The 25203-nt window shown below is 59.3% G+C and carries 26 protein-coding genes; 20 read left to right on the plus strand and 6 right to left on the minus strand.

The genetic code is table 11. The features are described 5' to 3' along the window. Positions 1-40 precede the first annotated feature (40 nt). The 5 genes from BLP10_RS10225 to BLP10_RS10245 form a co-directional block, all read right to left on the minus strand. Positions 41-652 (minus strand): DUF3124 domain-containing protein, encoded by a 612-nt coding sequence (locus BLP10_RS10225; RefSeq protein ID WP_244510472.1) that lies wholly within the window; start codon positions 650-652, stop codon positions 41-43. Positions 653-880: 228 nt separating this feature from the next. Next, positions 881-1648 (minus strand): SDR family NAD(P)-dependent oxidoreductase, encoded by a 768-nt coding sequence (locus BLP10_RS10230; protein WP_091133976.1) that lies wholly within the window; start codon positions 1646-1648, stop codon positions 881-883. 14 nt (positions 1649-1662) lie between these two features. After that, complete coding sequence (locus BLP10_RS10235) at positions 1663-2721, minus strand: tagatose 1,6-diphosphate aldolase (RefSeq protein WP_091133978.1); 1059 nt, start codon at positions 2719-2721, stop codon at positions 1663-1665. A gap of 70 nt (positions 2722-2791) precedes the next feature. Beyond that, a complete protein-coding gene (locus BLP10_RS10240) occupies positions 2792-3589 on the minus strand; it encodes an HpcH/HpaI aldolase family protein (protein WP_091133980.1) in 798 nt (265 codons plus the stop codon). Positions 3590-3637: 48 nt separating this feature from the next. After that, complete coding sequence (locus BLP10_RS10245; protein WP_091133982.1) at positions 3638-4555, minus strand: PfkB family carbohydrate kinase; 918 nt, start codon at positions 4553-4555, stop codon at positions 3638-3640. Positions 4556-4704: 149 nt separating this feature from the next. Here BLP10_RS10245 and BLP10_RS10250 point away from each other — a divergent pair, with 149 nt between their 5' ends. From BLP10_RS10250 to BLP10_RS10295, 10 genes are all read left to right on the plus strand, one after another. After that, complete coding sequence (locus BLP10_RS10250; protein WP_091133984.1) at positions 4705-5526, plus strand: IclR family transcriptional regulator; 822 nt, start codon at positions 4705-4707, stop codon at positions 5524-5526. 23 nt (positions 5527-5549) lie between these two features. After that, entirely contained in the window at positions 5550-6431 is an 882-nt protein-coding gene (locus tag BLP10_RS10255) for a dihydrodipicolinate synthase family protein (RefSeq protein ID WP_091133986.1), read from the plus strand. 230 nt (positions 6432-6661) lie between these two features. Then, positions 6662-7480, plus strand: a complete 819-nt coding sequence (locus BLP10_RS10260; RefSeq protein WP_175493862.1) for a transporter substrate-binding domain-containing protein — start codon at positions 6662-6664, stop codon at positions 7478-7480. A gap of 122 nt (positions 7481-7602) precedes the next feature. Further along, a complete protein-coding gene (locus tag BLP10_RS10265; RefSeq protein WP_244510473.1) occupies positions 7603-8310 on the plus strand; it encodes an amino acid ABC transporter permease in 708 nt (235 codons plus the stop codon). Beyond that, a complete protein-coding gene (locus BLP10_RS10270) occupies positions 8307-8963 on the plus strand; it encodes an amino acid ABC transporter permease (RefSeq protein WP_091133992.1) in 657 nt (218 codons plus the stop codon). The genes BLP10_RS10265 and BLP10_RS10270 overlap by 4 nt, the downstream gene beginning before the upstream one ends. After that, on the plus strand, positions 8944-9675 hold the full coding sequence (locus BLP10_RS10275) for an amino acid ABC transporter ATP-binding protein (RefSeq protein WP_091133994.1): 732 nt from the start codon (positions 8944-8946) through the stop codon (positions 9673-9675). Before BLP10_RS10270 ends, BLP10_RS10275 begins: the two co-directional genes overlap by 20 nt. 236 nt (positions 9676-9911) lie before the next feature. After that, entirely contained in the window at positions 9912-10874 is a 963-nt protein-coding gene (locus BLP10_RS10280) for a tripartite tricarboxylate transporter substrate binding protein (protein WP_091133996.1), read from the plus strand. 41 nt (positions 10875-10915) lie between these two features. Next, positions 10916-11395 carry a tripartite tricarboxylate transporter TctB family protein gene (locus BLP10_RS10285; RefSeq protein ID WP_175493863.1) on the plus strand — a complete coding sequence of 160 codons (480 nt, stop codon included), beginning with the start codon at positions 10916-10918 and terminating at the stop codon, positions 11393-11395. A 7-nt stretch (positions 11396-11402) separates the two neighbouring features. Next, a complete protein-coding gene (locus BLP10_RS10290) occupies positions 11403-12920 on the plus strand; it encodes a tripartite tricarboxylate transporter permease (RefSeq protein WP_091134000.1) in 1518 nt (505 codons plus the stop codon). A gap of 173 nt (positions 12921-13093) precedes the next feature. Then, positions 13094-13405, plus strand: a complete 312-nt coding sequence (locus tag BLP10_RS10295; RefSeq protein ID WP_091134001.1) for a hypothetical protein — start codon at positions 13094-13096, stop codon at positions 13403-13405. 97 nt (positions 13406-13502) lie between these two features. On the opposite strand, the gene BLP10_RS10300 is transcribed toward BLP10_RS10295, so the two are convergent. Next, entirely contained in the window at positions 13503-14651 is a 1149-nt protein-coding gene (locus BLP10_RS10300) for an acyl-CoA dehydrogenase family protein (RefSeq protein ID WP_091134003.1), read from the minus strand. 415 nt (positions 14652-15066) lie between these two features. Here BLP10_RS10300 and BLP10_RS10305 point away from each other — a divergent pair, with 415 nt between their 5' ends. From BLP10_RS10305 to BLP10_RS10350, 10 genes are all read left to right on the plus strand, one after another. Continuing rightward, positions 15067-15855, plus strand: a complete 789-nt coding sequence (locus BLP10_RS10305) for an enoyl-CoA hydratase/isomerase family protein (RefSeq protein ID WP_244510474.1) — start codon at positions 15067-15069, stop codon at positions 15853-15855. Between the two features lie 3 nt (positions 15856-15858). Next, complete coding sequence (locus tag BLP10_RS10310; protein WP_091134009.1) at positions 15859-16698, plus strand: ABC transporter ATP-binding protein; 840 nt, start codon at positions 15859-15861, stop codon at positions 16696-16698. Beyond that, a complete protein-coding gene (locus BLP10_RS10315) occupies positions 16695-17576 on the plus strand; it encodes a branched-chain amino acid ABC transporter permease (protein WP_091134012.1) in 882 nt (293 codons plus the stop codon). Before BLP10_RS10310 ends, BLP10_RS10315 begins: the two co-directional genes overlap by 4 nt. Continuing rightward, positions 17576-18616, plus strand: a complete 1041-nt coding sequence (locus tag BLP10_RS10320) for a branched-chain amino acid ABC transporter permease (RefSeq protein ID WP_091134014.1) — start codon at positions 17576-17578, stop codon at positions 18614-18616. The genes BLP10_RS10315 and BLP10_RS10320 overlap by 1 nt, the downstream gene beginning before the upstream one ends. Positions 18617-18677: 61 nt before the next feature. Then, the gene (locus tag BLP10_RS10325; RefSeq protein ID WP_244510475.1) at positions 18678-19814 is read left to right on the plus strand and encodes an ABC transporter substrate-binding protein; all 1137 of its coding nucleotides are present in this window, start codon (positions 18678-18680) and stop codon (positions 19812-19814) included. Positions 19815-19819: 5 nt separating this feature from the next. Beyond that, on the plus strand, positions 19820-20629 hold the full coding sequence (locus BLP10_RS10330; RefSeq protein WP_091134018.1) for an ABC transporter ATP-binding protein: 810 nt from the start codon (positions 19820-19822) through the stop codon (positions 20627-20629). 8 nt (positions 20630-20637) lie between these two features. Next, a complete protein-coding gene (locus tag BLP10_RS10335) occupies positions 20638-22470 on the plus strand; it encodes an AMP-dependent synthetase/ligase (protein ID WP_175493864.1) in 1833 nt (610 codons plus the stop codon). Positions 22471-22499: 29 nt separating this feature from the next. Continuing rightward, the gene (gene bktB / locus BLP10_RS10340; RefSeq protein ID WP_091134019.1) at positions 22500-23681 is read left to right on the plus strand and encodes a beta-ketothiolase BktB; all 1182 of its coding nucleotides are present in this window, start codon (positions 22500-22502) and stop codon (positions 23679-23681) included. 90 nt (positions 23682-23771) lie between these two features. After that, positions 23772-24488, plus strand: a complete 717-nt coding sequence (locus tag BLP10_RS10345) for a TetR/AcrR family transcriptional regulator (RefSeq protein WP_091134021.1) — start codon at positions 23772-23774, stop codon at positions 24486-24488. Positions 24489-24516: 28 nt separating this feature from the next. Then, positions 24517-25203, plus strand: coding sequence for a transglutaminase-like domain-containing protein (locus tag BLP10_RS10350; RefSeq protein ID WP_091134023.1), 687 nt, complete (start codon positions 24517-24519; stop codon positions 25201-25203).

A 25203-nucleotide genomic window follows, 5' to 3' on the forward strand; every position in this document is an offset into this window, starting at 1 on the left:
GATATTCAGAAGGCAGCGAAAGGCTTTCGCAAGGCCATGCTTACTGAGGCTGGACAATCCGTAGGGGGCGGCCATGGCTGACGAAGGAGTAGGTCGCCGTTCCCTGCGTGCCGATCATCACGGCTTCGATGACGGGTTCGCTGATCGGTCCGTCCGCCGCCCAGTCGACCATGAAGTTGGCTCCCATTCCGGCCCTGCGGTCCTCGCCTGCGATGAACATCTCGATGGTGCCGAGCGGCTTGAGAGCCACGGGCTCGTCCAGATAGGTCTGGATCAGGCCTCCATCGGTATTGTGATAATCGACCCGCTCCAGGACGAGCGGCTTATCCCTGGAGGTATTGTGGATGCTCAATGTGGTCGCGAGATCGACGCGCGAACGGCCGCTCGTGATGCGTATGGTCGAGTAGGCTGGTACGTAGACGGTGCGGCGTACCTGCACATTGGCTGGGGAAGCCTCGGCAAGAGACACTTGGAAAAGATCGAGCGGATCCGCTAGCTGCTCGTGAACGGAGCCCCTCCGCAACTCCGATACCGCCATTTTTCCCTGCTCGCGAACTTGAGCAATGTGGGCCGGGTGACGCCCCAGGCCCCAGACGAGGAGACCTCCTGCGACGAGTAGAAGCGCGACGGCTTCGAAGGTGCGTTTGTGCATGACATCCTCCCTGGCGTGGCCTCGTCGCGAACTATAGCTTCCAGGGGTGGCGCTTGTCAGGCAGGGTTCTTTCAAAACAGGGATGAGGAGGGCTGCTGACGAAGGACTTTTCTCTGTACAGATGGCCTCCAGCCCTGGGCTTCCCGGACCGGAATCGGGCTCGGAAGCCCTCACATCGCCATGAAAAAAGCCCGCCTTTGAGGCGAGCTTTCAGGAGGCATTTATGCCTTACGGCATATATTGTCCGCCGTTCAGCTCGATCGTCTGGCCATTGATATAGCCGCTCATCGCGTTGCTCGCGAGGAAGAGGAACACGCCGACGGCGTCTTCTGGAGTGCCGATCCGTGCCATGGGAATCGTCTTGCGCTGCGCCTCGATCCACTCGGGGCTCGAGAAGCGCTCATGGAATGGAGTCATGATGACGCCCGGGGAGACACCGTTCACGCGGATGTTACTGGGAGCAAGCTCCTTGGCCATGTTCCGTGTGATGTTGAGCACGAAGGCTTTCGCGCCCGCATAAAGGCCTGCGCCCGGTCCGCCGCCATTGCGCGCTGCGATGGAGCTCATGTTGATGATCACGCCGCCGCCATCGGCTTTGCTGAGATAGGGCAGGGCGGCTTTCGAGGTCATGACGACGGAGCGGATGTTGGTGTCCAGAACCCGGTCGTACAGCTCGTCATCGATCTCCTGCAACGGCGAACGCTTGATCATCGCGCCGGCATTATTGATCAGGACATCGAGCCCACCGAGCTTGGCAACCGTGTCTTCCACCAGTTGAGCCGCCGCTGCGGAGCGTGAGACGTCGGCCTGGAGGGCATAAGCCTCGCCGCCAGTGTCCTTGATGTCGCGCACGACAGCCTCGGCTTCGCCCACACTCGCATTGTAATGCACGATGACGCGCGCCCCACGGGCAGCGAAGGCTTTGGCGACTGCTGCGCCCATCCCCGTGCTCGATCCGGTGACAAGAACGCGCTTGCCCTTCAAATCGTCTAGCATCTCTTCAAAACTCCTTATCGATGCGTGTCTTCGAAAGCGGCGTAGTCACTCGGGAAGGAATGACCGGCTGCTACCAGTTCGACATTGCCTGCTATGCCGGGAGCCTCGCTCCACGGCTTGGCGAGAGACACGGTGAGGGCGTTGATCTCGTTCATATAGCGGGTCGCCTCATCGTCGAGCTGCCGTTCCATGGCTGCAACGTCGGGATAAGCATCGAACGACGGCCACCAGATCGCGCGGCCGGCCAGGTAGCCATTGGCTCCGGCGCGATAGGCGAAGGTCAGGACGCGGCGGAAGACTTCCATGCTTGCGCCTGCGCTCAGCATCACCCACGGCTTGTCGATGATCTGGGAGATCTGGTTGAACAGCGCCTGAGCCTCGCGGGTCTCCGGGCTGTCCACGTCCGGATCGGGAAGGGCCGACGCGACGACCGGGCTTTCGAGCTTGTAGATGTCGACCCCGTATTCCGGGCTTGCGAAATCTCTCAGGCTCTGCAGCACGAGTTCGGGATACTTCTCTTTGTTCTCCGTATAATCCGTGGTGTGCCCTTGCGAGCCCTTGAACGGATAAACGAGAAGTTCGAGCAGGAAGGGGATGTCGTACTTGCGGCAGGCATCGCCGACCTCGCGCACGAGATTCTTCTGATGCGTGACGACATCCTGCGTCGCATCGGGACGGTACCAGAGCAGGAGCTTGACGCCATCGGCGCCCATGCGCTTGATCTTGCCGACGCTCCAGTTCTTCATGAGGCTCGTCTTGCGACCTTCCGACGTCTCGGAGAAGTTGAAATCCTCGAGCGTGATCAGAAGTCCCTTGCTGGGTTGGATCACGGCTTCCGCCTCGCTGAACCCGTAATCGGGATCGATCAGCAATGCCGAGCCGAGCGGCAAGAGTTTTTTGGCGAGCGCTGCTTTCGCCTTGGCGAGATCCTCATATCCAGGCTCGCGCGGCGCCAGTTTCGGGGCCAATGCTTTGAGCATCGGCGGACGCTGGTCGACGGCGACCATCTTGAAGCGTCCATCATTGTCGGCGAGCCTCCGCATGCCGCGGAGCTTCCCTGCTGAGATCTTCATCAGTCTTCCTTCATGCAGGCGGCAGACGCCCGGAATAGCGATTGCCGCAGAATATTCGACGGTGTCCGCGTCAGCCGTTGACGGCCTTCATGGCCTCGCTGGCGCGCTGGCATCCTTGGTTCAGGAACATCACGTCGTTTCCGAGAATGATCATGTCCACGCCCTTCTCGGCGAGTTTGAGCGCGTTTTCAGGCGTTGGCGGAATGCAGGGCGCCATGACCTTGATGCCGCGGGCGTGACACTTCTCGATCAACTCGTCGAGCTTATCGTTCACTTCCTGGTTCGACATGGAGTAGTCGATCGGGATGAGCCTGGAGAGCGAGTAATCGGCAGGGCCGAAATTGATGACGTCGATCCCTTCGACATCGAGAATGGCATCGATGTTGTCGAAGAACTCGAAGCTCTCCGCCATCGGTATGACAAGGGTTTCCTCGTTCGCGCCCTGCGTATAGGTCGACCACTTGAAGTTCGGTCCCGCGAAGCCGGCCGAGCGGACCGATGCATCGCCGCCACGCCTGCCGAGCGGCGGGAACTTGGCGGCGCGCACGATGGCTTTGGCTTGCTCGGCGGTATTGACCTGCGGAATGATGACGCCTGCCGCACCAAGCTCAAGGGATTTGCGAATGTCCCATTCGATGGTGCCTCGCGTCCGCACCAGCGGCGCGATGCCTGAGAGCTTCGCGGAGAGGATGAGCTTCTCCATATGGGTATCGATGTTGACCGCCGTGTGCTCCGCGTCGATGAAGGCGAAGTCCAGGCCCCAATTTCCGGCAACCTCGATGGCGACATTCGAGCCGCTGTACATCGTCATGCCGAAGGTCGGCTTGCCGGAGCGGAGTTTCTGGGTAAGCGTTTCCTTCTCGGTCATTTTATTCTCGTGTGGTTTGGATCGGGTTTGTTTGGTGCGGCCTGAGGATCAGGCTTTCTCAGTCATGAACTCGTCGAGTTCTTCGCGGGTCGGGATGCCGGCTCGGCCGCCCCATCGCGTGCACTTCAAGGCCGCCGCAGCTCCTGCGAAGCGGCCTGCATCTTCAGTGGAGCAACCTTCGGCCAACGCGAGGGCGAAGGCGCCGTGAAAGACGTCCCCTGCTGCAAGCGTGTCCACCGCTTTGACCGGGAAAGCCCGAACCCGGCGGACTTCGCCGCGCTCGAGCCATGCGAAGCCATCGGCGCCCAGGGTGACGGAGACAATGCCCTTCGTCCGGCTTTGTGCTGCACGCAGGCCGCCTTCGACGTCGTCGGTTTCCGCCAGACGGCGCAGGGCAGGGGCCGAGAACACGGCATGGGAGGCAAGGCCGATGAGCCGCTCGACTGCATCGTCGTTCGTCAGGTCCGCATCGAGGACGGTCGGAATGCCTCTTTCGAGAGCCATGCGCATCACCTTCTCCGAGGCTGCAGGCCAGCGCACGTCGCAGAGGATCGTATCGATGTTCTCTGGAAGCTCGCCGGGGAGCCACGAAGGGTCGGTGTCCAGTTCGCGGTCGGCGAAGGCGATGATGAAGCGCTCGCCCTTGCCATCCACCATGACGGCGGAAACGCCTGTGCGACGATCGGGAACGCGCCGGATCGTGGAGGTGTTCACATTATACTGGGAGAGCTCGGTAATGACGCCGGCTCCGATGCCGTCGTCGCCAACGCGGGCCCAGAGGGAAACATCTCCACCCAGACGCGCAATGGTCACAGCCGCATTGGCGGCAGGCCCACCGCCTACTTGGCGAAAATCCCGTGCGAAGACTTTGGTCGGCTCGGCAGGGAAGTGATCGATGGCGAACATATTGTCGAGAACGGCCACGCCTACACAAAGCACACGGCCTGGATCAGTCGGTTTTCTCATTGCCGGACCTTAATTCCGTATTTCGGAATTCATGAGTAATTGGTCCGTATTGCGGTTGTCAATCCCGGAATTATGTTTCCGTACAGGATGTGGCGCGCTATAGGAGCACGTCATAAGATTGCGACACGCTGTGTCGTGCACGAGGAACTATGGCTACTAAGACCAAGGAAACTAAGAGCGCTTCCGCCCCTGATGTTCAGGCGAACGATCGTGGCTCCCTGAAATCGATGCACAAGCTCATGGCGGTGCTGGACTGCTTCTCCCGCTATGACCGCTCGCTGACGCTGAGCGAGATTTCGGCTCGCTGCGGTATGCCGAAGACAACCGTCCACCGGCTGGTCAGCAGCCTGAGGGAAGTGAAGCTCCTTGAGCAGGACAAGGAGCGCGACCGCTACAGGATGGGAATCCGCCTGTTCGAGCTAGGCAGCATCGTCCTCGGGAACATCGACGTGTACCGCGAGGCGAGGCACTTTGTTGAACGGTTGATGAGCGCAACCGGCGAGAACTCGCATCTGTGCGTGTTCGATGGAACTAACATGGTCAGCATCGAGCATCTCGAGCCGGGCGGCAACAGCGTGAACTGGACGACGACGCTGTCCATCTCGCCGTCCTATTGCACCGGGGTCGGAAAGGCAGCGCTGGCCTTCCAGGATGCGTATGCGGTCGAGAGAGTCATTCGCAGCGGACTCGTTCCCTATACACCGACGACGATTACGGATCCTGACCGCCTCCGCGAGGAACTCGCTCTCACCCGCGAACGGGGGTATTCTATCGACGAGGGCGAGCACCAGCCGGGAATTCGATGCGTGGCGGCTCCGATCTACAATTCGGCGGGCCGTGTCTTCGCTGCGATCAGCGTGTCCGGACCAAAGGATCGCGTGACGCATGACAAGCTGCCGGCGTTGGCTGCACTCGCGGTTGCGACGGCCGAACAGATTTCCCGTCAGCTCGGCTTCGACAAGAAGGCTTGAGAGTTCAGTTTCCGGAGTTGTTTATGTCTGCCTCGCAACTGCCCCGTGGTGTGTTGGCCCCTGTCGCGACGCCTTTCGACGCGCAGGGGAACATCGATGAACGGGCTTACATCGCGCAGCTCGAATGGATGGAGCAGCAGGGAGTCCACGGCGTTGTCGTGGGCGGTAGCACGGGGGAGGGCTATACCCTCTCAGAAGCAGAACTCGGCCGCCTGGTCGAACTGGCGACACATACCCTGAAAGGGCGCCTGCCGGTTCTCGCCAGTATCATCGCCGACAGCACATGGGCCGCGGTCAGCAGAGCAAAACTTGTAACCGAGTTTCCCATCCACGGTATACAGGTCGCTCCACCACACTACATCTTCCGGCCTTCGGATGACGGAATCATCGCCTTCTATGATGCCGTCGCGAAAGCGACGAAGCTCCCGCTCGTCATCTACAATGTGATTCCCTGGACCAATGTGACGCCGGCTCTAGCGCTCAGGATGATGGAGGCCGTGCCGCAGGTGCAGGCGGTCAAACAGAGCGACAAGGACTTCGGTGTCTATGTCGATCTCGTTCGCATGATCGGAGCGGAGCGCGTGTTCGCCGCCATCGATGGTGGACTCATGAGCTGCTATGACGTGGGCGCCATAGGCTCGATCGCTGCCATCGCCAGCGCCGCGCCGAAGGCAAGTGTGGCACTATGGAATGCGGTGCAGGCGGGAGACCGGGAGCAGGCAACTCTGCTTCATAAACAACTGCTGGATGTCTGGATGGCCGTATCGGCTCCCAACCTACCGGCCCAGGTCAAAACGGCTCAGTCGCTTCAGGGCGTGCCTGTCAGCTTCCCCCGTTCGCCGATGGCAGCATCCAGCGAAGCCCAGCAAGCCGCAATCGCGCAAGCTCTCTCGCCTTTCATCTGATTACAGCCCATCTCGAAGGGGTATCCCAAAAGAGAACGGCATGCATGTTTTGCATGCCGGAGAAGGCGTTTGCGCGCTTTTATCCTGTCCCTAACAGGATAGTCTCACATCCATCTTCCGAAACGGAATTGACATCTGAAATGCGGGATGCATTATTTTCGCGTTCCGCAATGCGGTCCGGAGTTCTCTATTCCGGGCTTAGCGGTCAGAAAATAGTAGGGAGGAAGATCGTGAACTGGTTCTCGAAACTGCGCGGCGTTACGCTCGCCACAACATTTGCAGTCGCTGCTGCGACAGCCGCCGCTGTGCCTGCCAAGGCTCAGACGTTGAATGAGATCACCGAGAAGGGGAAGATAACGATCGGCGTGCTGACCGGCATTCCGCCGTACGACACTGTCGACTCGAGCGGAAAGACCGCAGGCTTTCTGGTCGACCTGGCTAACGATGTGGGCAAGAACCTCGGCGTTAAAGTTGATATCGTGCCCGTGAATAATGCCTCCCGCGCCGCGGCGCTCGAATCCGGGCGCGTCGATATGCTGATCGCCCATATGACGGCGACCCCCGAGCGCGCCAAGACCTTCCTCATGACCAATCCCTACGGCGCCTATGAAATGCGCTTCGTGGCACGCAAGGACATGCCGCTGAAGAAGCTCGAAGATCTCGCCGGGAAGCGCGTCTCGGTTCCCAAGGGCAGCACCCAGGATGCGGCTGTCAGCGGCTTCGGCGTCAAAGGGCTCGAAGTTGTGCGCTTCGATGACGATGCTCTTGCGATGCAAGCGCTGATCTCCGGACAGGTCGATGCGACAGCCGCCGTAGCAGCCGTTGCCAATGACGTGTTCAAGAAGAGCAACCTGACGGATTTCGAAGTGAAGTCGGATGTTCCGATCTTCACGCTCTATTGGTCCATGGCCGTCCGCAAGAACGCCACGGAACTGCACCGTTGGCTCAACAACTACATCTACTACAGCGAAGTCACCGGTTCTCTAGGCGCTCTGCACCAGAAATGGGTCGGCATTCCGATCCCGGGCGGCAAGCTCCCCACGTTCTGATCATTACGCGTCACGGGAAACCTCCCGTGACGCGCTGCCCTCCAGGGCATTCTCACGGTTGCCAACCGTTCTCTGTCCGGCGTTCCATACGACCAACGTGAGCCGATTGAATGGCATATCAAATGAATTTTGCGCCCGTGATGGCGCTGGCGCCCCAACTTGCAGAAGGGGCGCTTAATACTTTGATCCTTTCGGGCCAGGCTATCGTCGCGGGGCTTGCAATCGGTGTCGTGGGAGCTGTCGGTCGTACGGAAGGACCGCGCTGGCTTGGCCGCGCCGTCGGCGTTTATGTCGAGCTGTTTCGCAACACCCCGCTGCTCGTGCAGCTCTTCCTCATCTTCTTCGGGCTGCCCTATATCGGCGTGCGGTTATCGGCCAATGCAGCGGCGATCATCGCCATCGCCCTGAACCTCGGCGCCTATTCCACGGAAATCCTGCGCGCCGGATTACAGGCTATTCCCAGGACACAGATTGAAGCCGGTCTCGCGCTCGGCATGTCGCGCCTACAGGTCGTACGCTACGTGGTGATCGTTCCTGCGCTGCGTATCATCTATCCTGCGCTCACAGGGCAGCTCACGCTGACATTGCTCGGCAGCTCCATTGCGTCTGCGATCTCCGCTACCGAACTCACCGCGGCAGGAGCGAGGATCGAGTCGACGACATTCCGCAGCCTTGAGACGTTCCTGTGCATTGCCGTGATCTATATCGCGATGACCTTCACGTTCAGGTTCATCTACTGGCTCATCGGGTTGTGGCTGTTCCGGCGCAAGGCGCCGCCGAAGCCGTCGCTCATTGCTGACGTCACCGAAGTTTCGAGGGCTGGCGCATGATCAAGTCATTCGGTTGGGATAGCGTCGAGTTTCTGATCCGCGGGGCCGGATGGACTCTGCTCCTCTCGCTCATGACCTTCGTGATCGGTGGATTCTTTGCCCTGGTCTTCGCGTTGCTGAGGACTTTGGGGCCGAAGCCCGTGCGAGTTGTCATCGCCGGTTTCATTCAGCTCGTGCAGGCAACGCCGCTGCTCATCATCGTCTTTCTGACGTTCTACGGTCTGAGCTTTGTGGGACTTCACTTCCCGCCCATGATGGCGGCGGGTCTCTCCCTGGCGGTTTATACGACAGCCTTCCTGGCCGACATCTGGCGCGGTTGTATTGAAGCCATTCCGCGCCAGCAATGGGAGGCGGCGGATGCTCTCGCCCTGACGCGGGCACAGCAGCTGCGCTACGTCATTCTTCCTCAGGCTTTCAAGATCTCCCTTGGCCCGACCGTTGGCTTCATGGTGCAGATCGTCAAGAACACATCAGTCGTGGCGCTGATCGGTTTCGTCGAGCTCACCCGCGCTGGGCAATTGCTCAACAACATGACGTTCCAGCCTTTCCATGTATTCCTGACAGTTGCCGCGATCTATTTCGCCATCTGTTATCCGTTGTCCTTCCTAAGCGAGCGTTTGAAGGGGATCCGCAATGTCCGCCCTGCACATTAATGAGATCAAGAAATATTTCGGCTCGCTCCTGGTCCTCGACGGCGTGTCCCTTGATATCGCGCAGAGCGAGGTGGTGGCGGTTATCGGGCGCAGCGGATCCGGCAAGAGCACGATGCTTCGTTGCATCAACGGCTTGGAGAAGATTCAGTCAGGCTCGATCGAGGTGGCAGGGCACCGCATCGGTCCTCAGGGTGGCGACCTGCGCAGCCTTCGCAAGGAAGTCGGCATGGTCTTCCAGAGCTACAATCTCTTCCCGCACCTCACTGTGCTGGAGAATGTTACGCTCGCGCCGAAGGTTGTGAAAGGCGTCGACCGCGAGGAGGCTGAGGAGATTGCACACGAGGTGCTGCGTCGCGTCGGTCTGGCCGAGAAGAGCGGGGCATATGCCGATGAGCTCTCGGGCGGACAGCAGCAGCGCGTTGCCATAGCCCGGTCGCTTGCCATGCAGCCGAAGGTTATGCTCTTCGATGAGGTGACATCCGCTCTCGACCCCGAACTGACAGGCGAGGTTCTGAAGACGATGGAAGAACTCGCCGATGCCGGCATGACGATGGTGCTGGTGACGCACGAAATGGGTTTCGCACGGCAGGTCGCGGACCGTACCGTCTTCATGCACAAAGGTAAGATCTGGGAGCAGGGCGCCTCGGAGGATGTGTTCGCAAATCCGCAAACCCCCGAGCTGCGAAACTTTATCGCTCCCAATCTGAAGTAATCTCATCCGAAAGTCATGGCTGAGTTGCTGCTGGGGATTACGTTGCGGAATTGACAAGGTCGCTCCGGAGCGATTTACTTCCTTGGTCCGAAATACGGAACGGCGATCCGAAAAGAAGGCGCTGACGTGTCGTTGGACGGCCAGCGCTATGAACGTGCGCATCGGGCCAACAGAAACAACTCAAGAGGTCGCTTCCACCAGAGGTGGCAATGCGAACGATGTCACTGGAGGATCCCATGAAGCTTACCCGCCGCCTTGTTCTTGCCGCGGCTGCGGTGCTTGCCGTAAGCACCCCCGCACTGGCGCAATATCCCGAGCGTCCCATCACGCTGATTGTGCCCTGGGCTGCAGGCGGCGGCACGGACGCTACCGCCCGTACCGTTGCGACGCTTCTCGAGCAGGAGCTCGGAAAGCCGGTCAACGTCGTCAATCGGACAGGCGGGGGCGGCATTGTGGGCCATACTGAGATCGCCAATGCAAAGCCGGACGGCTACACTCTCGGCGTCATCACCACGGAGCTTTCCCTTTATCATTGGCTCGGGACTTCGCCGCTCGATTACAAGAACTACACGCCGATTGCCCTTTACAACACGGATGCTCAGAGCATCAACGTGCGTCCCGATGGGGCCAAGGATCTGAAGGAGCTGCTTGCTAAGGCCAAGGAAAAGCCCGGCTCTCTGAAGGCCTCGGGCGCCAATCGCGGCGGCGCGCCCCATCTGGCGATGGCGGGTCTTCTGAATGCATCGCAAATGCCCGTCGACACTATTCCATGGGTCCCGACGGACGGCATTACGCCGGCGCTCCAGCTTCTCACGTCAAATGCGATTGCAGTCGTCGGAACGACGCTTCCTGAGGTGCAGTCGATGGTTGATGCGGGAGAGGTGAAGACTCTTGCGATCATGCGCGCTGAGCGTGATCCGACATTCCCGAATGTGCCCACCGTCAAGGAAGCTGCCGGGGTTGACTGGTACCTGTCATCCTGGCGCGGCATCGCAGGCCCGAAGGATCTGCCGGCCGATGTTGCCAAGCGCCTGTCGGAGGCTATGGCCAAAGTCGTCGAAAAACCGGAATTCAAGTCCTTCATGTCCGCCCGAAAGTTCGGCATGGATTACGCAGACGCGCAGAAGTTCGCGACATTCCTTGCTGATGCCGACGAGCGTTTTGGAACTGCCATCAAGGCTGCCGGTCTCGCGAAATAAAAGGCAGGCGGAAGCTATCTGATATGAGAAAAGCTCCGTTCTTGACAGGTGCGATCCTGTCTCTCCTGGGCGTGGGCGTCATCGCGGAAGCGATGCGCCTTCCCGCCATTCCCGGCCAGACCTATGGGCCGGGTTTTTTCCCAGCCGTGATCGGCATCGGACTGCTTGTTTTCGGTGCGATCTATGCCATGAGCGCGAGGCATCCGGCGCAACCCGTCATCCAGCTGGAAGGCGAGGGGATTGCGCCAGATGAGATGGAGGAGACCGCTCCGGAGCGCCCGTTCTATGGAGCGCTCGCGTCTCTCGTCATCGGGCTCGTTGCAACGATCGCTCTCTGGGAGAGTGTCGGCTTTGTCCTCCTGATGTCGATCGTTCTGACGATCTTCATGATCCTGCTGGGTGTTCGGTTCTGGAACGCCGCACTTGTCGCGGTTGGGTGCACCATCATGGTCTATGCGATCTTCATCAAAATTCTGATGGTTCCTCTTCCCGCCGGTTTACTTGCTCCTTTGGGTCTGTGAGACAAACATGGAAACGCTCGTCGAGGCCATCAAGCTCATTGCGGATCCGCAGGTCATCATCACCGTCCTGCTGGCTTCCATCTTCGGCCTCTTTGTCGGCGCCATCCCCGGCCTGACAGCCACGATGGCGACAGCGCTTCTCGTGCCGCTGACGTTCTTCATGGATCCTTTGTCCGCGATTGCCGCCATCGTCGCATGTACGGCCATGGCGATTACCGCAGGTGATATTCCAGGCTGTCTGCTGCGTATTCCCGGCACGCCTGCGTCAGCAGCCTATACGGACGAGACATTCATGATGACGAAGAGGGGGCTTGGCGCGCAGGCGCTGGGTTCGAGCCTCGTCTCTTCGGTGATCGGCGGCCTTTTCGGCGCCATCGTTCTGATGTTCGCGGCGCCATCGCTCGCGCGTGTCGCAATGAACTTCTCGAGCTTCGAATACTTCTGGCTGGCCTGCATTGGCTTGTCCTGCGCGGCGCTTGTCAGTTCGACCGGCTTCGTCGCCGGATTGCTGTCCCTGTTCATTGGTCTTTTGATCGCGACAGTAGGCATGGATGTGATCAGCGGTTCGCCGCGTTTCACATTCGGATCCGTTCAGCTCATGGGCGGCGTGAGCTTCGTCCCCATCATGATCGGCATGTTCGCCATCTCGGAGCTACTCAATAGCCTGTTGAACGGAACAGCCCGGCAACGTTTTGCAAAGCCTCAGAAGATCACCGGAATCTTTCACGGCATCCTTCCTCTCATCTTTAAGTATCGCAAGAATGTGGCTCGCGGGTCGATTATCGGAACCCTGATCGGCGTCCTGCCGGGCGCAGGCGGCGATATCGCGGCCTGGATCACCTACGCGACCGCTCGGCGCTTCTCCAAGGAACCCCAGAAATTCGGCACAGGACATCCGGAAGGTGTCATTGAGGCTGGCGCTGCGAACAATGGAGGCTTGAGCGGTGCGTGGGTTCCGGCGCTTGTGTTCGGTGTGCCCGGAGACGCCGTCACAGCCATCGCTGTCGGCGTTCTGTTCATGAAGGGCGTCAATCCGGGTCCGCGTTTGTTCGAGACCCAAGGAGCCATGCTCTATGCCGTTTTCCTGATCTTTCTTATCGCCAATATCGCGCTGCTGCCATTCGGGTGGCTCGCGATCCGCGCAGCCAGCAAGATCCTCAGCGTTCCGCGCCCGCAGCTGATGGCCGTAATCCTCATCTTTTGCGTTGTCGGGTCATTTGCCATCAACAATACGGTCTTCGATATCGGCGTGATGCTGGTGTCTGGGGTGCTCGCGTTTGTCCTGTCGGGGGCGGGGATTCCCATTGCTCCCATCATCCTGGGCATCGTTCTGGGGCCGCTGCTGGAGCAGAACTTCCTGACCTCCATGACCATCGCGGATGGCAGCCTGCTCGCGTTCTTTGAGCGCCCGGTCGCCGGAACCTTGGGTGTCTTCGTCCTGCTGTTGTGGAGCATTCCGCTCGTGAGCGCGATCATGCGAGGCATCCGGCATATGTCGCAGGCTCGTGCTATGAAGCTGACCTGACAGGCTGCCGATGAACCGGCATGGGGTCATCGGCTGTCATTACGGATAGCTGTGGCCGTTATTGATGGGCCGTCGATCCCTCTTTCTATTGAATATTGAGGTAGCAGGTGGCAGGATAGGATTATTGGTACGGCGTACACTCAGAGCATGCCTTTTACGGAAAGGACGATCTGATGTTTATTGCTCCGCCGGTTCTTTCCTTGTTGAGCCTGCTCTCGGTCCCTGTCGCCGACCGGCTCCCGAATTTCAATACAGCTCAGATTTGTGAAGCTTCCATCAAGGCTATGGGAAGCTCGCAGGCTCAGACCGTGCAGCAATGCATAACAGACGAAAACGGCGCCAAGTCGGAGATCGAAGCCAATTGGGCGCAATTCTCGTCCTCGCTTCGAGAACGGTGCATTGCGGAGACACAGGTCGGTGGTGGGCCGAGTTACGTGGACGTGCTCGAATGTCTTCGCCTCGGCGCTCGTGAAAAACCGATGTAGAACGGGGGTTAGCCATGTGCCTGGAGCCCGGAAGGCTTAGTCCGGGAGAGTAGGGATCAGGCGCTCTAGGGCCGAGGAAACCTGCCCGTTTCAGGCGTCAAAGCGAGCGTGCAATCAGCACCTTCATGATCTCGTTCGTGCCACCGTAGATGCGTTGGACGCGAGCGTCGACGAAACGCCGGGCGATTTCAAACTCGTCCATGTAGCCATAGCCACCATGGAGTTGCAGGCACTTGTCGGCGGTTTCGAACTGCTTATCCGTTGTCCAGTACTTGGCGATTGACGCCGTGACCTGATCGAGTTCGCCCTTGATCGCTCGCTCGATGCACCAATCGAGAAACACGCGGCCGATCAGCGCTTCGCTCTTCCGTTCAGCCAAAGCAAACGCCGTGTTCTGAAACTCCAGAACGGGCTTGCCGAAAGCCTTGCGGTCCTTGACGTAATCCGTCGTTACCTCAACCATCCGTTCAATTGAGGCCACGGCGGACACCGCAATGGCAAGGCGCTCTTTCGGAAGCAACTCCATCATCTGATAGAGACCACGGCCTTCTTCGCCGCCAAGGAGGTTCTCGGCAGGAACCAGAGCGTCGTCGAAGAACAGTTCGGAAGTGTCCGAGGCATGCATGCCAATCTTGTCCAGGTTCCGTCCACGACGGAAGCCATCGCTGCCGTCGGCCTCCAGCACGAGCAGCGAAATACCCTTTGCGCCTTGGTCTGGGGCGGTTTGGGCTGCAACGATGATGATGTCGGCCACCTGGCCATTCGTGATGAACGTCTTCGACCCGTTCAACAGATAAGCGCTTCCCTTGCGACTGGCTCTAGTGCGTAACGAGCGCAAATCAGATCCGCCTCCCGGTTCGGTCATCGCAATTGCGCCAATGGATTGTCCGGTGGCTAATCCAGGCAGCCAGCGCTGCTTTTGTGCGTGCGAGCCGAAATGCATGATGTATTGCGCTACGATGGCGTTGTGCACGGCTACAGGCAACGCCATTTCGGGGAGCTCGAATTCGAGGTCTTCGATCACGGCTGCAACATGAGCGAATGTGCCGCCAAGACCGCCATACTCCTCCGGCATGTCAGGACAGAGCGCGCCTATTTCACCAAGTGCGAGCCAGGCTTCTCTGTCGATCATCTTGTCATTGCGCCACTTGTGGGCTTGAGGAGACAGAGTGGAGGAAAGATAACGGCGGAAGGTCTCTCGGAAGATGTCCAGTTCCGCCGTCATCCAGGATGATCGATAGTTCATGGACGTGCCTTTCGTGAGGGCGGAAGGATTTTAGACGGAAGTCAACGAATGACTTCCGCGGGAAAAGGATGCCGCCGGTCTAACTGAAGCGCAGGTACCGTTCATCTGCTGCACCTTCCTTCTCCAATCGCGTAGTTCTACCAAGAAGTAGATCTATGACCAAAAAGTAAGCCTCTCTTTTCTCTTCCGTCAAGCATTGGCGTATGCGTTGGAGCGGCATTGGTATTGAGTTGCGTTTACCGCCTTTCGAACAAGGCTGGGGTGTGTTGACTTCTACTCCGGAGTAAGAATACGATTTCGGAGTAAGCCGCCTAACAGCGGCGGATATTAGAAGCCGAGAATGCCATCAAGAAGCATATCCGGCCATGGATCAAAGTCGGCAACAGGCCGACATATCCTATGGGAGGAGATGCTGGTGGTGCAGAGTTCCGACTCGATCACCTTGTCCGTCGCCGATGCTGTCGCGACGATCACGCTCAACCGTCCGTCGGTGCTGAACGCCATCGACGCCGAGACGGCGAGAGCTTTCCTGAATAGCCTCAAGAGAATTGCAGAACATACGGATGTGAGGGCGATCGTGCTTCGTGGAGAGGGGCGGGCCTTCTGCGCCGGCGGCGACGTTGCCCGGTTCGGGCAAGGCGATCCAGAGACCGCAATCGACGAGATCATTGCGCCGTTTCATGAAGCGCTGCGGCTTCTCGCCAGCTTGCCGCAACCATCCATCGCCGCCGTTCAAGGGGCGGCGGCTGGCGCAGGCTTCAGCCTTGCGCTCGCTTGCGATTTTGCCATTGCCGCTGACAATGCCAGGTTCACGCTCGCGTATGCCCGCATCGGCGTATGTCCCGATGGTTCCGCCACCTATCAGCTTCCTCGTATCGTTGGTCTGAGAAAGGCGAAGGAGCTTGCGCTCCTGGCCGACACCATCGATGCGGCGGAAGCCTTCAGGGTCGGGATAATCAACAAGGTGGTTCCGGCTGCCGATCTCGACAAAGAATGCGCGGACCTTGCTGCGCGTCTCGCATCGGGCCCGTCCGCAGCCTATCAGCGCATCCGCGATCTGCTGACCTCGTCCTTCGAGAGAAATCTGGAATCTCAGCTTGAGGCTGAGCATCAGGCCTTCAAAGACCTGTCGAGAACCCACGATTTCAGGGAAGGCGTCTCCGCCTTCCTCAATAAAGCTCCTGCTCACTTCAAGGGACATTAGCGTATGTCAGACGGCCTCAAACGTTCCTCGCGCGAGACCGCCTCTCCGATCCTTAAAGTTGATGCGCTCTCGCTATCGTTCGGCGGCTTGCGTGCGTTGTCCGGCGTCTCTTTCGAGGTGCGGGAAGGTTCCATCACCGCGCTCATCGGGCCCAATGGTGCTGGCAAGACGTCCATGTTCAACGCCATCTCGGGCTTCTACCGGCCGAACACGGGCCGCATCATCTTCGATGGCGAGGACATCAGCCGGGAGCGGCCGCCTTCAAGGGCGAAAAGGGGACTGGCCAGAACATTTCAGAACATTGCTCTCTTCCGTGGCATGACGGTTCTCGACAACATCAAGCTCGGCCGCCATGCCCATCTCAAGACCAACGTGCTGGACGCGCTCTTTTACAGGGGAAGGGCGCATCGCGAAGAAATGGAACTCCGTGCTGAGGTGGAGGAGCGCATCATCGACTTCCTCGAGATCCAGCATATCCGTCATGCATCCGTAGGGGCGCTGCCTTATGGCTTGCAGAAGCGCGTAGAACTGGCCCGCGCGCTCGCCATGCGTCCTCGCATTCTCATGCTCGACGAACCTGTGGCTGGCATGAACCGCGAAGAGACGGAGGACATGGCCCGTTTCATTCTGGACGTGAAGGAAGAGTGGGGCATCACCATCCTGATGGTGGAGCACGACATGGGCATGGTCATGGATATCTCTGATCACGTCGTCGTGCTCAATTTCGGTCAGGTGATCGCGCAGGGCCGTCCTGCCGAGGTGCAGAATGATCCGGCCGTGATCAGCGCCTATCTCGGCTCGGGTGACCTCGCGGAGCGCATCCGCAAGACGGAGGCGGCATGATGGACTGGCTCTACATTTTCGAAGTCTCTCTGGCGGGCCTTGGCGCAGGCGCTCTTTATGCGCTCACCGGTGTCGCCTTCGTGCTCATCTACAAGGCTACCCGCGTGGTCAACCTTGCCATCGGCGAGATCCTCATGCTCGGCGGCTATGTGTTCTTCGGGCTCGTGGCAGGAGCGGGGCTTTCCGTCTGGGCCGCCATACCATTGACGATTCTGGCAGGCGCAGGCCTTGGTGCCGTGGTCGAGCGCGCCCTGATCCGCCCGATGCTCGGTGAAAGCCCGATCTCGGTCTTCATGGTAACCATCGGCCTGGGCTCCATCCTCGCCGGCCTCGTCGAACTTGGTTGGGGAGCAGACCCGTTGCGTCTGCCCGAGTTCATCCCCAATACGCCGATCTTTCTAGGCGAAGCCTACGTTGCTCCGAAAGTGGCGTACGGGGCGCTTGTCGCCGCTCTCTTGATCGCAGGAGCTTTGGCTGCATTACGCTTCTCACGCGGTGGCGTCGCACTGCGTGCAACGGCGCGGGACCAAGGGGCGGCCTATTCCATGGGCATCGATGTGGGACGCGTCTTCTCTCTTTCCTGGATGGCGGCCTGCGCCACCGCAGCCGGGGCCGGCGTGATCGTCGGTGCCATCGGCGGCATCTCGCCGACCATGGGCATATTCGGATTGTCAGTGCTCGTCGTAGTCATCGTCGGCGGTCTCGACTCCGTGGCAGGCGCGTTGGTTGGGGGGTTGCTCATCGGATTGGTCGAGGCGCTTGCGGGCAGCTTTCTCGGTGGTGAATACAAACTGCTTGCCACGTTCAGCCTGCTGATCCTGATCCTGATGATCAGGCCTTACGGAATTTTCGGCACCCATGAGATCGAGAGGCTCTGATGCGCATAGGAACTCTTAAGCTCTCTTATGCCGCTGACGAAGCACTGTTCGACACGAAGGTGCAGTGGATCTGTCTTGCGCTTCTTGGCCTATCTCTCATCCTGTTTCCTTTCGTGGCAGGGCCATACTGGATTTACATGGCCTGTCTCGTCGCCATCAACGTGGCGAGCGCTACAGGCCTCAATATCCTTACCGGCTATACAGGCCTCGTCAGCCTGGGGCAGGCGGCGTTCATGGGGGTAGGCGCGTATACCGTCGCAGTGCTCGAAACCCGCGTTGGCACACCCTTCATCATCAACCTGCTGGCGGCAGGTGGCATGACCGCTGCGGTCGGCGTCGTGTTCGGCATCCCGAGCCTTCGCGTAAAAGGGCTGTATCTTGCGATTGCCACCATCGCCGCCTCGATGATCCTGCACTTCGTGTTTTCCCATTGGGATCTCACCGGCGGAACGCGTGGCCTTTCCATGCCGCCGGCAAGTCTTTTCGGTCTTGCGCTCGATCAACCCCACAAGCTCTACTGGCTTATCATCCCGGTGACCGCCCTCATGGTCCTCGGCGCAGCGAACCTCTTTCGCACCCGGATCGGACGCGCCTTCATTGCCATCCGTGACAGGGATATCTCGGCGGAGGTGCTTGGAATCCCGCTGCTTCAGACGAAGCTGACGAGCTTTGCGCTCTCGTCGTTCTATGCCGGGGTCGCAGGCGGGATGTGGGCCTATTTCTTCCGCGTCGTCACGCCGGAGAGCTTTCCCCTCATCAACTCGATCTTCTATCTTGCGGCCATCATCGTCGGCGGCATGGGCACCATCCTGGGCGGCATTCTTGGTGCAACGTTCATGACCCTGGTGCCGGAGGTTCTAAAGCTAGTGGTCGGCTGGCTCACCCCTTGGGTGCCGGATGCGCTCAGCCTGCTCGCTCCTATCCGAACCATCGTGTTCGGTGCTCTGATCGTCGGGTTCCTCATCTTCGAACCACAGGGCCTTGCCGAAATCTGGCAACGGATCCGACGTTTCTTCCATCTTTGGCCCTTCAGAACATAAAGACTATCCGGAGGAAATCATGAAGCTCACACTATCACGGAGAAGCCTCATAGGAGCGGCGATGGCCGGGCTCGCTCTCGGTGCTGTCGAAGCCCGGGCGCAAGCTCAGGACGAGATCGTTCTCGGTGGATCGATTCCGCTGACCGGCGTCTTCGCTTTCGCAGGCGTTGGCATTCACGCAGGCATTCAGGATTACCTGAAGCTCGTCAACGATGAGGGCGGCATCAAGGGGCGGAAAATCAGGTACGTGGCCGAGGACACAGGCTACAAGGTCGATGCATCGGTCGCCGCCTTCAACAAGATCACCAGCCAGAACAAGGTCACGCTCTACTACGGCGATTCCACTGGCTTTGCGAAAACGATCAATCCCGAGCTCGAGCGCAAGGGCACGATGATCATGGCAGGCGCATCCTTCGCGTCGGAACTGAACGATCCGAAGAAGTTCCCGCTGCAGTTTCTGCCGGGTCCCGACTACACGGAGATGTTCGGCATTCTCATGCGCTACATCGCCAAGGAAAAGCCGGGCGCCAGCGTCGCATTCGTTTATTCCGACACGGAATTCGGCCGCGACCCCATCGCTCCCAGCGAGAAGCTGGCGACCGAACTCGGTCTGAAAGTGGCTGAGAAGATCGTGACGCCCCCGGGCAGCGTGGACGTGTCCACCGAAGTGCTGAAGCTGCGCCGTGCGCGTCCTGACTACACCATCTTCCACGGCTACGTGCTCGCGCCGATTCCGGAATTCATCCAGCAGGCCAAGCAGATGGGCATGCAGAGCCGCTTCATGGGCACCTTCTGGTCCATGGACAATTCCATGGTGCAGCAGATGGGCGAAGCTGCTGACGGCTTCATGGGCGTGATGCCCTACCGCTACTACTACGACAAGGAAGGTACGTCGCCGATGCTGGACAAGATCCGGCAGATGCGTCCCGAGTACCAGTCGACCGCCTACATGCAGGGCTTCCTGACTGCCATGCTCATGACGGAGGCTGTAAAGCGCACGCTCGATGCAGGTAAGGAATTGACGGGTACCAACATGAAGGCCTCGCTCAACACCATCAAGGACTTCGATACGGGCGGCATCGTCGGTGTTCCCGTCTCCATTCCTGGCAACTCCCTGCCGGTCGGCCGCATCTATCGCTTCGACGCGAAACAGAAGCAGATGCTCCCGGCCTCCGATTGGATCCAGCTCGGAAAGTAAGGCTCATGGACGCGGAGATCCTACTGAACATCAACAATGTAGAGGTCGTCTATAACCGGACGATCCAGGTTCTCCGCGGCTTGTCCCTGCGGGTTCCGAAGGGCGAGATCGTTGCCCTTCTGGGCTCTAACGGGGCGGGAAAGTCCACGACGCTGAAGGCCGTTTCCAATCTTCTCGAACTGGAGGACGGTGCTGTCACCGCAGGCCAGATCGAATTCGATGGAACGGATCTTGCAACGCTCACGCCGCACGGTCTTGTGCGGCGCGGGCTCTTTCATGTGATGGAAGGCCGCCGCATCTTCGAGGACCTCACGGTGGAGGAGAACCTCACCGCCGCTACCTTCTCGCTCTCCGGGCGCGGCCTGCCGATCACGCCCTTCGATCTTGTCTACTCCTATTTCCCGCGCCTTTATGAGCGCCGCAAGGGGCTGGCCGGCTATCTGTCCGGCGGCGAGCAGCAGATGCTGGCTATCGGCCGTGCGCTGATTTCGAAGCCCAAGCTCATCCTTCTCGACGAACCATCGCTGGGCCTGTCGCCAAAGCTCGTGGAAGAGATCTTCACCATCATCGCACGGATCAACCGGGAGCAGGGTGTCTCCATGCTGCTTGTAGAGCAGAATGCTGCCGTTGCCTTCTCGGTGGCGAGCTATGGCTACATCATGGAAATGGGCAAGGTGGTGATCGATGGCCCTGTGGAGCGGCTCGTCAAGGATCAGGACGTTCAGGAATTCTACCTTGGCCTTGGCGGAGGCGGCGCTCACAAGAGCTACCGGGATGTGAAGCATTACAAGCGCCGCAAGCGCTGGCTGTCATGAGGACCACGATGCTGCAAGCTCTCAATCGCGACAGCATGACCGTTCCGCAGCTTCTGCGGGATAACGCCCTGCGCATGCCTGAGCGCATTGCATTAAGGCAGAAAGATTTTGGAATCTGGCAGCCAATCACATGGGCTGAATATTATGCGAGGGCCAGGCACTTCGGCTTAGGTATGCTGGCCTCCGGTTTGCAGCCGCGAGGTCACGTGGCCATTCTCTCTGAGAACCGTGCCGAATGGGTGATTGCGCAGCTTGGCGCAGGCCTCGTGAATGCCGTCAGCATCGGCGTCTACGCTACCAGCCCGGCCAACGAGGTTGCATATGTCCTCGGCCATTCAGAAGCTGAGGTTGTGGTCTGCGAGGACCAAGAGCAGACCGACAAGGTGCTCGAATGCCTCGAGGAGTTGCCAAAGCTCAGGCGCATCATCGTGATCGACCCGAAAGGATTGCGCCATTACGAGAGCGACAGGCTTTCGACCTTCTCAGAAGTGATCGAAAAGGGCGCGGCCTATGAGAGAGAGCATCCTGAACTTGTCGACACATTCCTGGCAGAGCAGAGCCTCAGCGATATCGGCCTGATGGTCTACACCTCCGGCTCGACGGGAAAGCCCAAGGGGGCGATGCTCAGTTATCGCAATATGCGCGCACAGGGCATCGGGGTGATCGAGCGCCTTGGTTACACGCAGGATACTACCAATCTTTCCTATCTTCCCTTATGCCATGTGGCGGAGCAGATGCTGACCGTGATGGCGCCATTGCAGGCAGGTTCATGTGTGAGCTTCGGCGAGTCCATCCGCACGGTTCAGGAGGACCTGCGCGAGGTCGCTCCAACCCTGTTCCTGGGTGTGCCCCGCATTTGGGAGAAACTGCACTCCGCCATCCATATCAAGATGATCGAAGCCAAAGGCTTCCGGCGCAGGATGTATGAGAAGGCTGTTTCTCTTTGCGAACCCTTCGCGGAGAAAGCACCTGCCGACCGCAGCTTGCGTGAGAAGCTCGTGTTCGGGGTCTGCTATCTTCTGGTCTTTCGCGCGTTGCAGAACTTTATCGGCCTTCGGCAAACCCAGGTAGCTCTCACGGGGGCTGCGCCCATCTCGCCTCTCATCGTACGCTTCTTTCGCACGCTCGGGGTGCCGCTCATTGAAGTATATGGCTTGACGGAAACCTCTGGCATGGTCACCGGACAGCGTCTCAACGCTCTTCTGCGCGGCGCTGTCGGTCCTGCGGTTCATGGTGCCGAGGTCGATATTGGACCGGATGGTGAGCTGCTCGTCCGCGGTGAAATGGTTTTTGAAGGTTACTACCGCAACGAGGAATCCACCCGCGCTTCAATCCGGGATGGGTGGCTGCACACGGGCGACGTCGCCAAGATCGAAGCCGGTCAGGTCAAGATCGTCGACCGCCTCAAGGATATCATGATTACTGCCGGCGGCAAAAACCTCAGCCCGTCGGAGATCGAGAACACGGTCAAGAGCAGCGCCTTTATCAAGGAATGCATCGTGATCGCAGAGAGCCGGCGGTATCCGGCGGCTCTGATCCAAATCGATGCGGAAACTGTCGGCAAATGGGCTGAAGAGAACCGGGTTCCATTCACGAATTATCGGAGCCTTGCTGAGAACCGGCGCGTGCGCGAGCTGATCGATGGCGAGGTCGAGCGGGCCAATAGACAATTGGCCCCGGTCGCGCAGATTAAAAAGTTTCATCTCCTCACGAAGGAGCTGGATCATGACGACGATGAAGTCACCGCCACCATGAAGGTGCGTCGTGCCAACATCTATAAAAAATATGCTGCTGAGATCGAAGGGCTTTATAGAGAAGCGCCTGCCGTCGCCGCGGAATGAGATAATTTGAATTCAAGGAGTTTTATGAGATGGCACGCAGCGTCGTCATTGCATCAGGAGTCAGGACGGCCATCGGCACGTTCGGCGGCACGTTGTCCAATCACTCGCCAACCCAACTCGGGGCGCTCTGCGTCACCGAGGCACTGAAGCGAGCCGGTCTCGAGGGCGCGGATGTCGACCATGTCGTCTTCGGTAACGTGATCGTTACCGAACCGAAGGATGCCTATCTGGGCCGGGTGGCCGCTATAGAAGGCGGCATTCCCATTGAGGTGCCTGCCATGACCGTGAATCGTCTGTGCGGCAGTGGCGTGCAGTCCATCGTGTCGGCCGCGCAGTCCATCATGCTGGGCGACGCAGAGGTAGCCGTGGCCGGCGGCGCCGAGGCGATGAGCCGTTCGCCCCATCTGCTGCATACAGGGCGCTTCGGGCAGCGGATGGGTGATGCTCTCGTTGTCGATCATCTGACCGGGATCCTCACCGATCCTTTCGGTAACGGCATCATGGGCATTACAGCGGAGAATGTCGCGTCCAAGTGGCAGATCTCCCGCGACAACCAGGATTCCTATGCGGCAGAAAGCCAGCGCCGAGCTGCGAAGGCGGTCAATGAAGGTCGCTTCAAAGATCAAATCCTTCCCATCGAGGTCAAGAAAGGCCGGGAGACGATCTCATTCGACACGGATGAGCACCTCAAGCCCGACACCAGCCGCGAGAACCTATCTTCTCTCCGTCCCGTCTTCCGCAAGGATGGCACGGTTACTGCCGGCAATTCCTCAGGCATCAACGATGGCGCGGCTGCCGTCGTGTTGATGGAAGAAGGTCGCGCAGAGCGCGAGGGGCGGAAAGCGCTGGCTCGGATCGTCGGTTATGCCCATGCGGGCGTGGAGCCGGGCGAGATGGGAATCGGCCCTGTCCCAGCAGTGCGCAATCTGTTGAAGAAGACAGGCATGAAGATCAGTGACTTCGATGTCATCGAGTCGAACGAGGCTTTCGCCGCTCAGGCCTGCGCTGTCGCGAATGAGCTGGGCTTCGATCCCGATCGGGTCAATCCGAACGGTGGCGCTATCGCTCTTGGCCATCCGGTCGGGGCTACGGGCACGATTCTGACGGTGAAAACGGCTTATGAACTCGCCAGATCAGGTGGGCGCTACGGCTTGGTCACCATGTGTATCGGTGGCGGCCAGGGCATCGCACTGGCTATCGAGAGGGTTTGAGAAACCAAGCGGGTTAAGCCTGCCCTGGACGACCCAACGACAGGCCGTTACATGGGCAGGCTCTCATAAACCCTTAGCAATAGGAACCCCATGACGGCATCTCCGTGGAAAAAGCCCGCAGATCGGCAGAAGGAGCGCGAAGTCAAGCGTGATGCCGTGCTGCGCGCCGCCGCTCAGGCTTTCAACGAGAACGGCTTTCACAAGACATCCCTCGATGATGTGGCCGAGCGCCTGAACGTCACGAAGCCGACGATCTATTACTACGTCAAGAACAAGGATCAGATTCTCTTCGAGTGTGTCCGTATCGGCCTCGAGATGCTGGAGGATGCCTCATCCCAGATTGAAGGGACCGATGCCACCGGCCTCAGCAAGATGATCGCCCTGTGGCGTGTCTATGTGCAGATCGTAACGGAGGATTTCGGGCGCTGCCTGATCCTCGTAGGCGAAGATCCATTGCCGCCGGGGACCCGCAAGGAGCTGCGCGCTCTCAAAGGACGGATCGACAAGCGCTTTCGCTCTGTCATCACCGAGGGGATCGAGGACGGCTCCATCAGGCCATGTGATCCGAAGATGGCAGCCTTCGCTGCTGCTGGTGCACTGAGCTGGATCGCGCGCTGGTATGATCCGCGCGGGCCGCTCAATCCGGAGAAGCTTGCGGATGAGATGATCGATCTGCTCATCAACGGCATCGGTGGTGCCAATCAGACAAAGCGCAAGACCAACGGAAAAGCAGGGGTAAAGCTCGCAGCGGCTAACGCGGCCGTATCACCCAAGCAATCCCGGAAATCAGTCGGGCGGCCTTCCTGACTGGCTGCCAAGTGGAAGAACCAGCCCCATGAATGCGACCGAGCAGCGCCTTTATCTCAGTCCCGCGGAATACATCGACAGCGATCATCCCGCGATCCGGCGACGGGCTGAGGAGCTGACTGCTGGAATTACATCGGACGCAGAGCGGGCGAGGGTACTCTACGAAGCCGTACGCGATGGTGTTCGCTACGATCCGTATGTGGACTATACTGACGGCGAGAGCTTCCGGGCCAGCAGCGTTTTTGCCGCCGGGTATGGGTACTGCGTGGGCAAGGCCGCTCTTTATGCCGCGCTGTGCCGATCAGTTGAAATTCCGGCGCGGATCGGGTTGTCCGATGTGCGCAATCATCTCTCGACGCCACGCCTGCTGGAAGCTGTCGGTACCGATGTATTCGCCTATCACGGCTATGTCGAAGTTCATCTTCCCGGCCGCTGGTTGAAAGCGACCCCAACCTTCAATGTAAGCCTGTGCGCCAAGTTGGGTGTCGAGCCGCTTGTGTTTGACGGAACGAGCGATGCCCTGTTCCAGTCTTTCGACGGAGAGGGGCGAGCCTTCATGGATTACATCGTCAATCACGGCACTTTCTTCGATGTGCCTGCTAAGTTCCTCATGGGTGAGATTGCACGCCTCTATCCCGCGCTCAGCAAGCCTGGCGGGTATCGAGGACAGAGCATGGAAGAGGAAGCCGGAGCACCGCCATCCTCGGCTTCTTGA

Source organism: Microvirga guangxiensis (assembly GCF_900102135.1).
GTDB classification, from domain to species: Bacteria; Pseudomonadota; Alphaproteobacteria; order Rhizobiales; family Beijerinckiaceae; genus Microvirga; species Microvirga guangxiensis.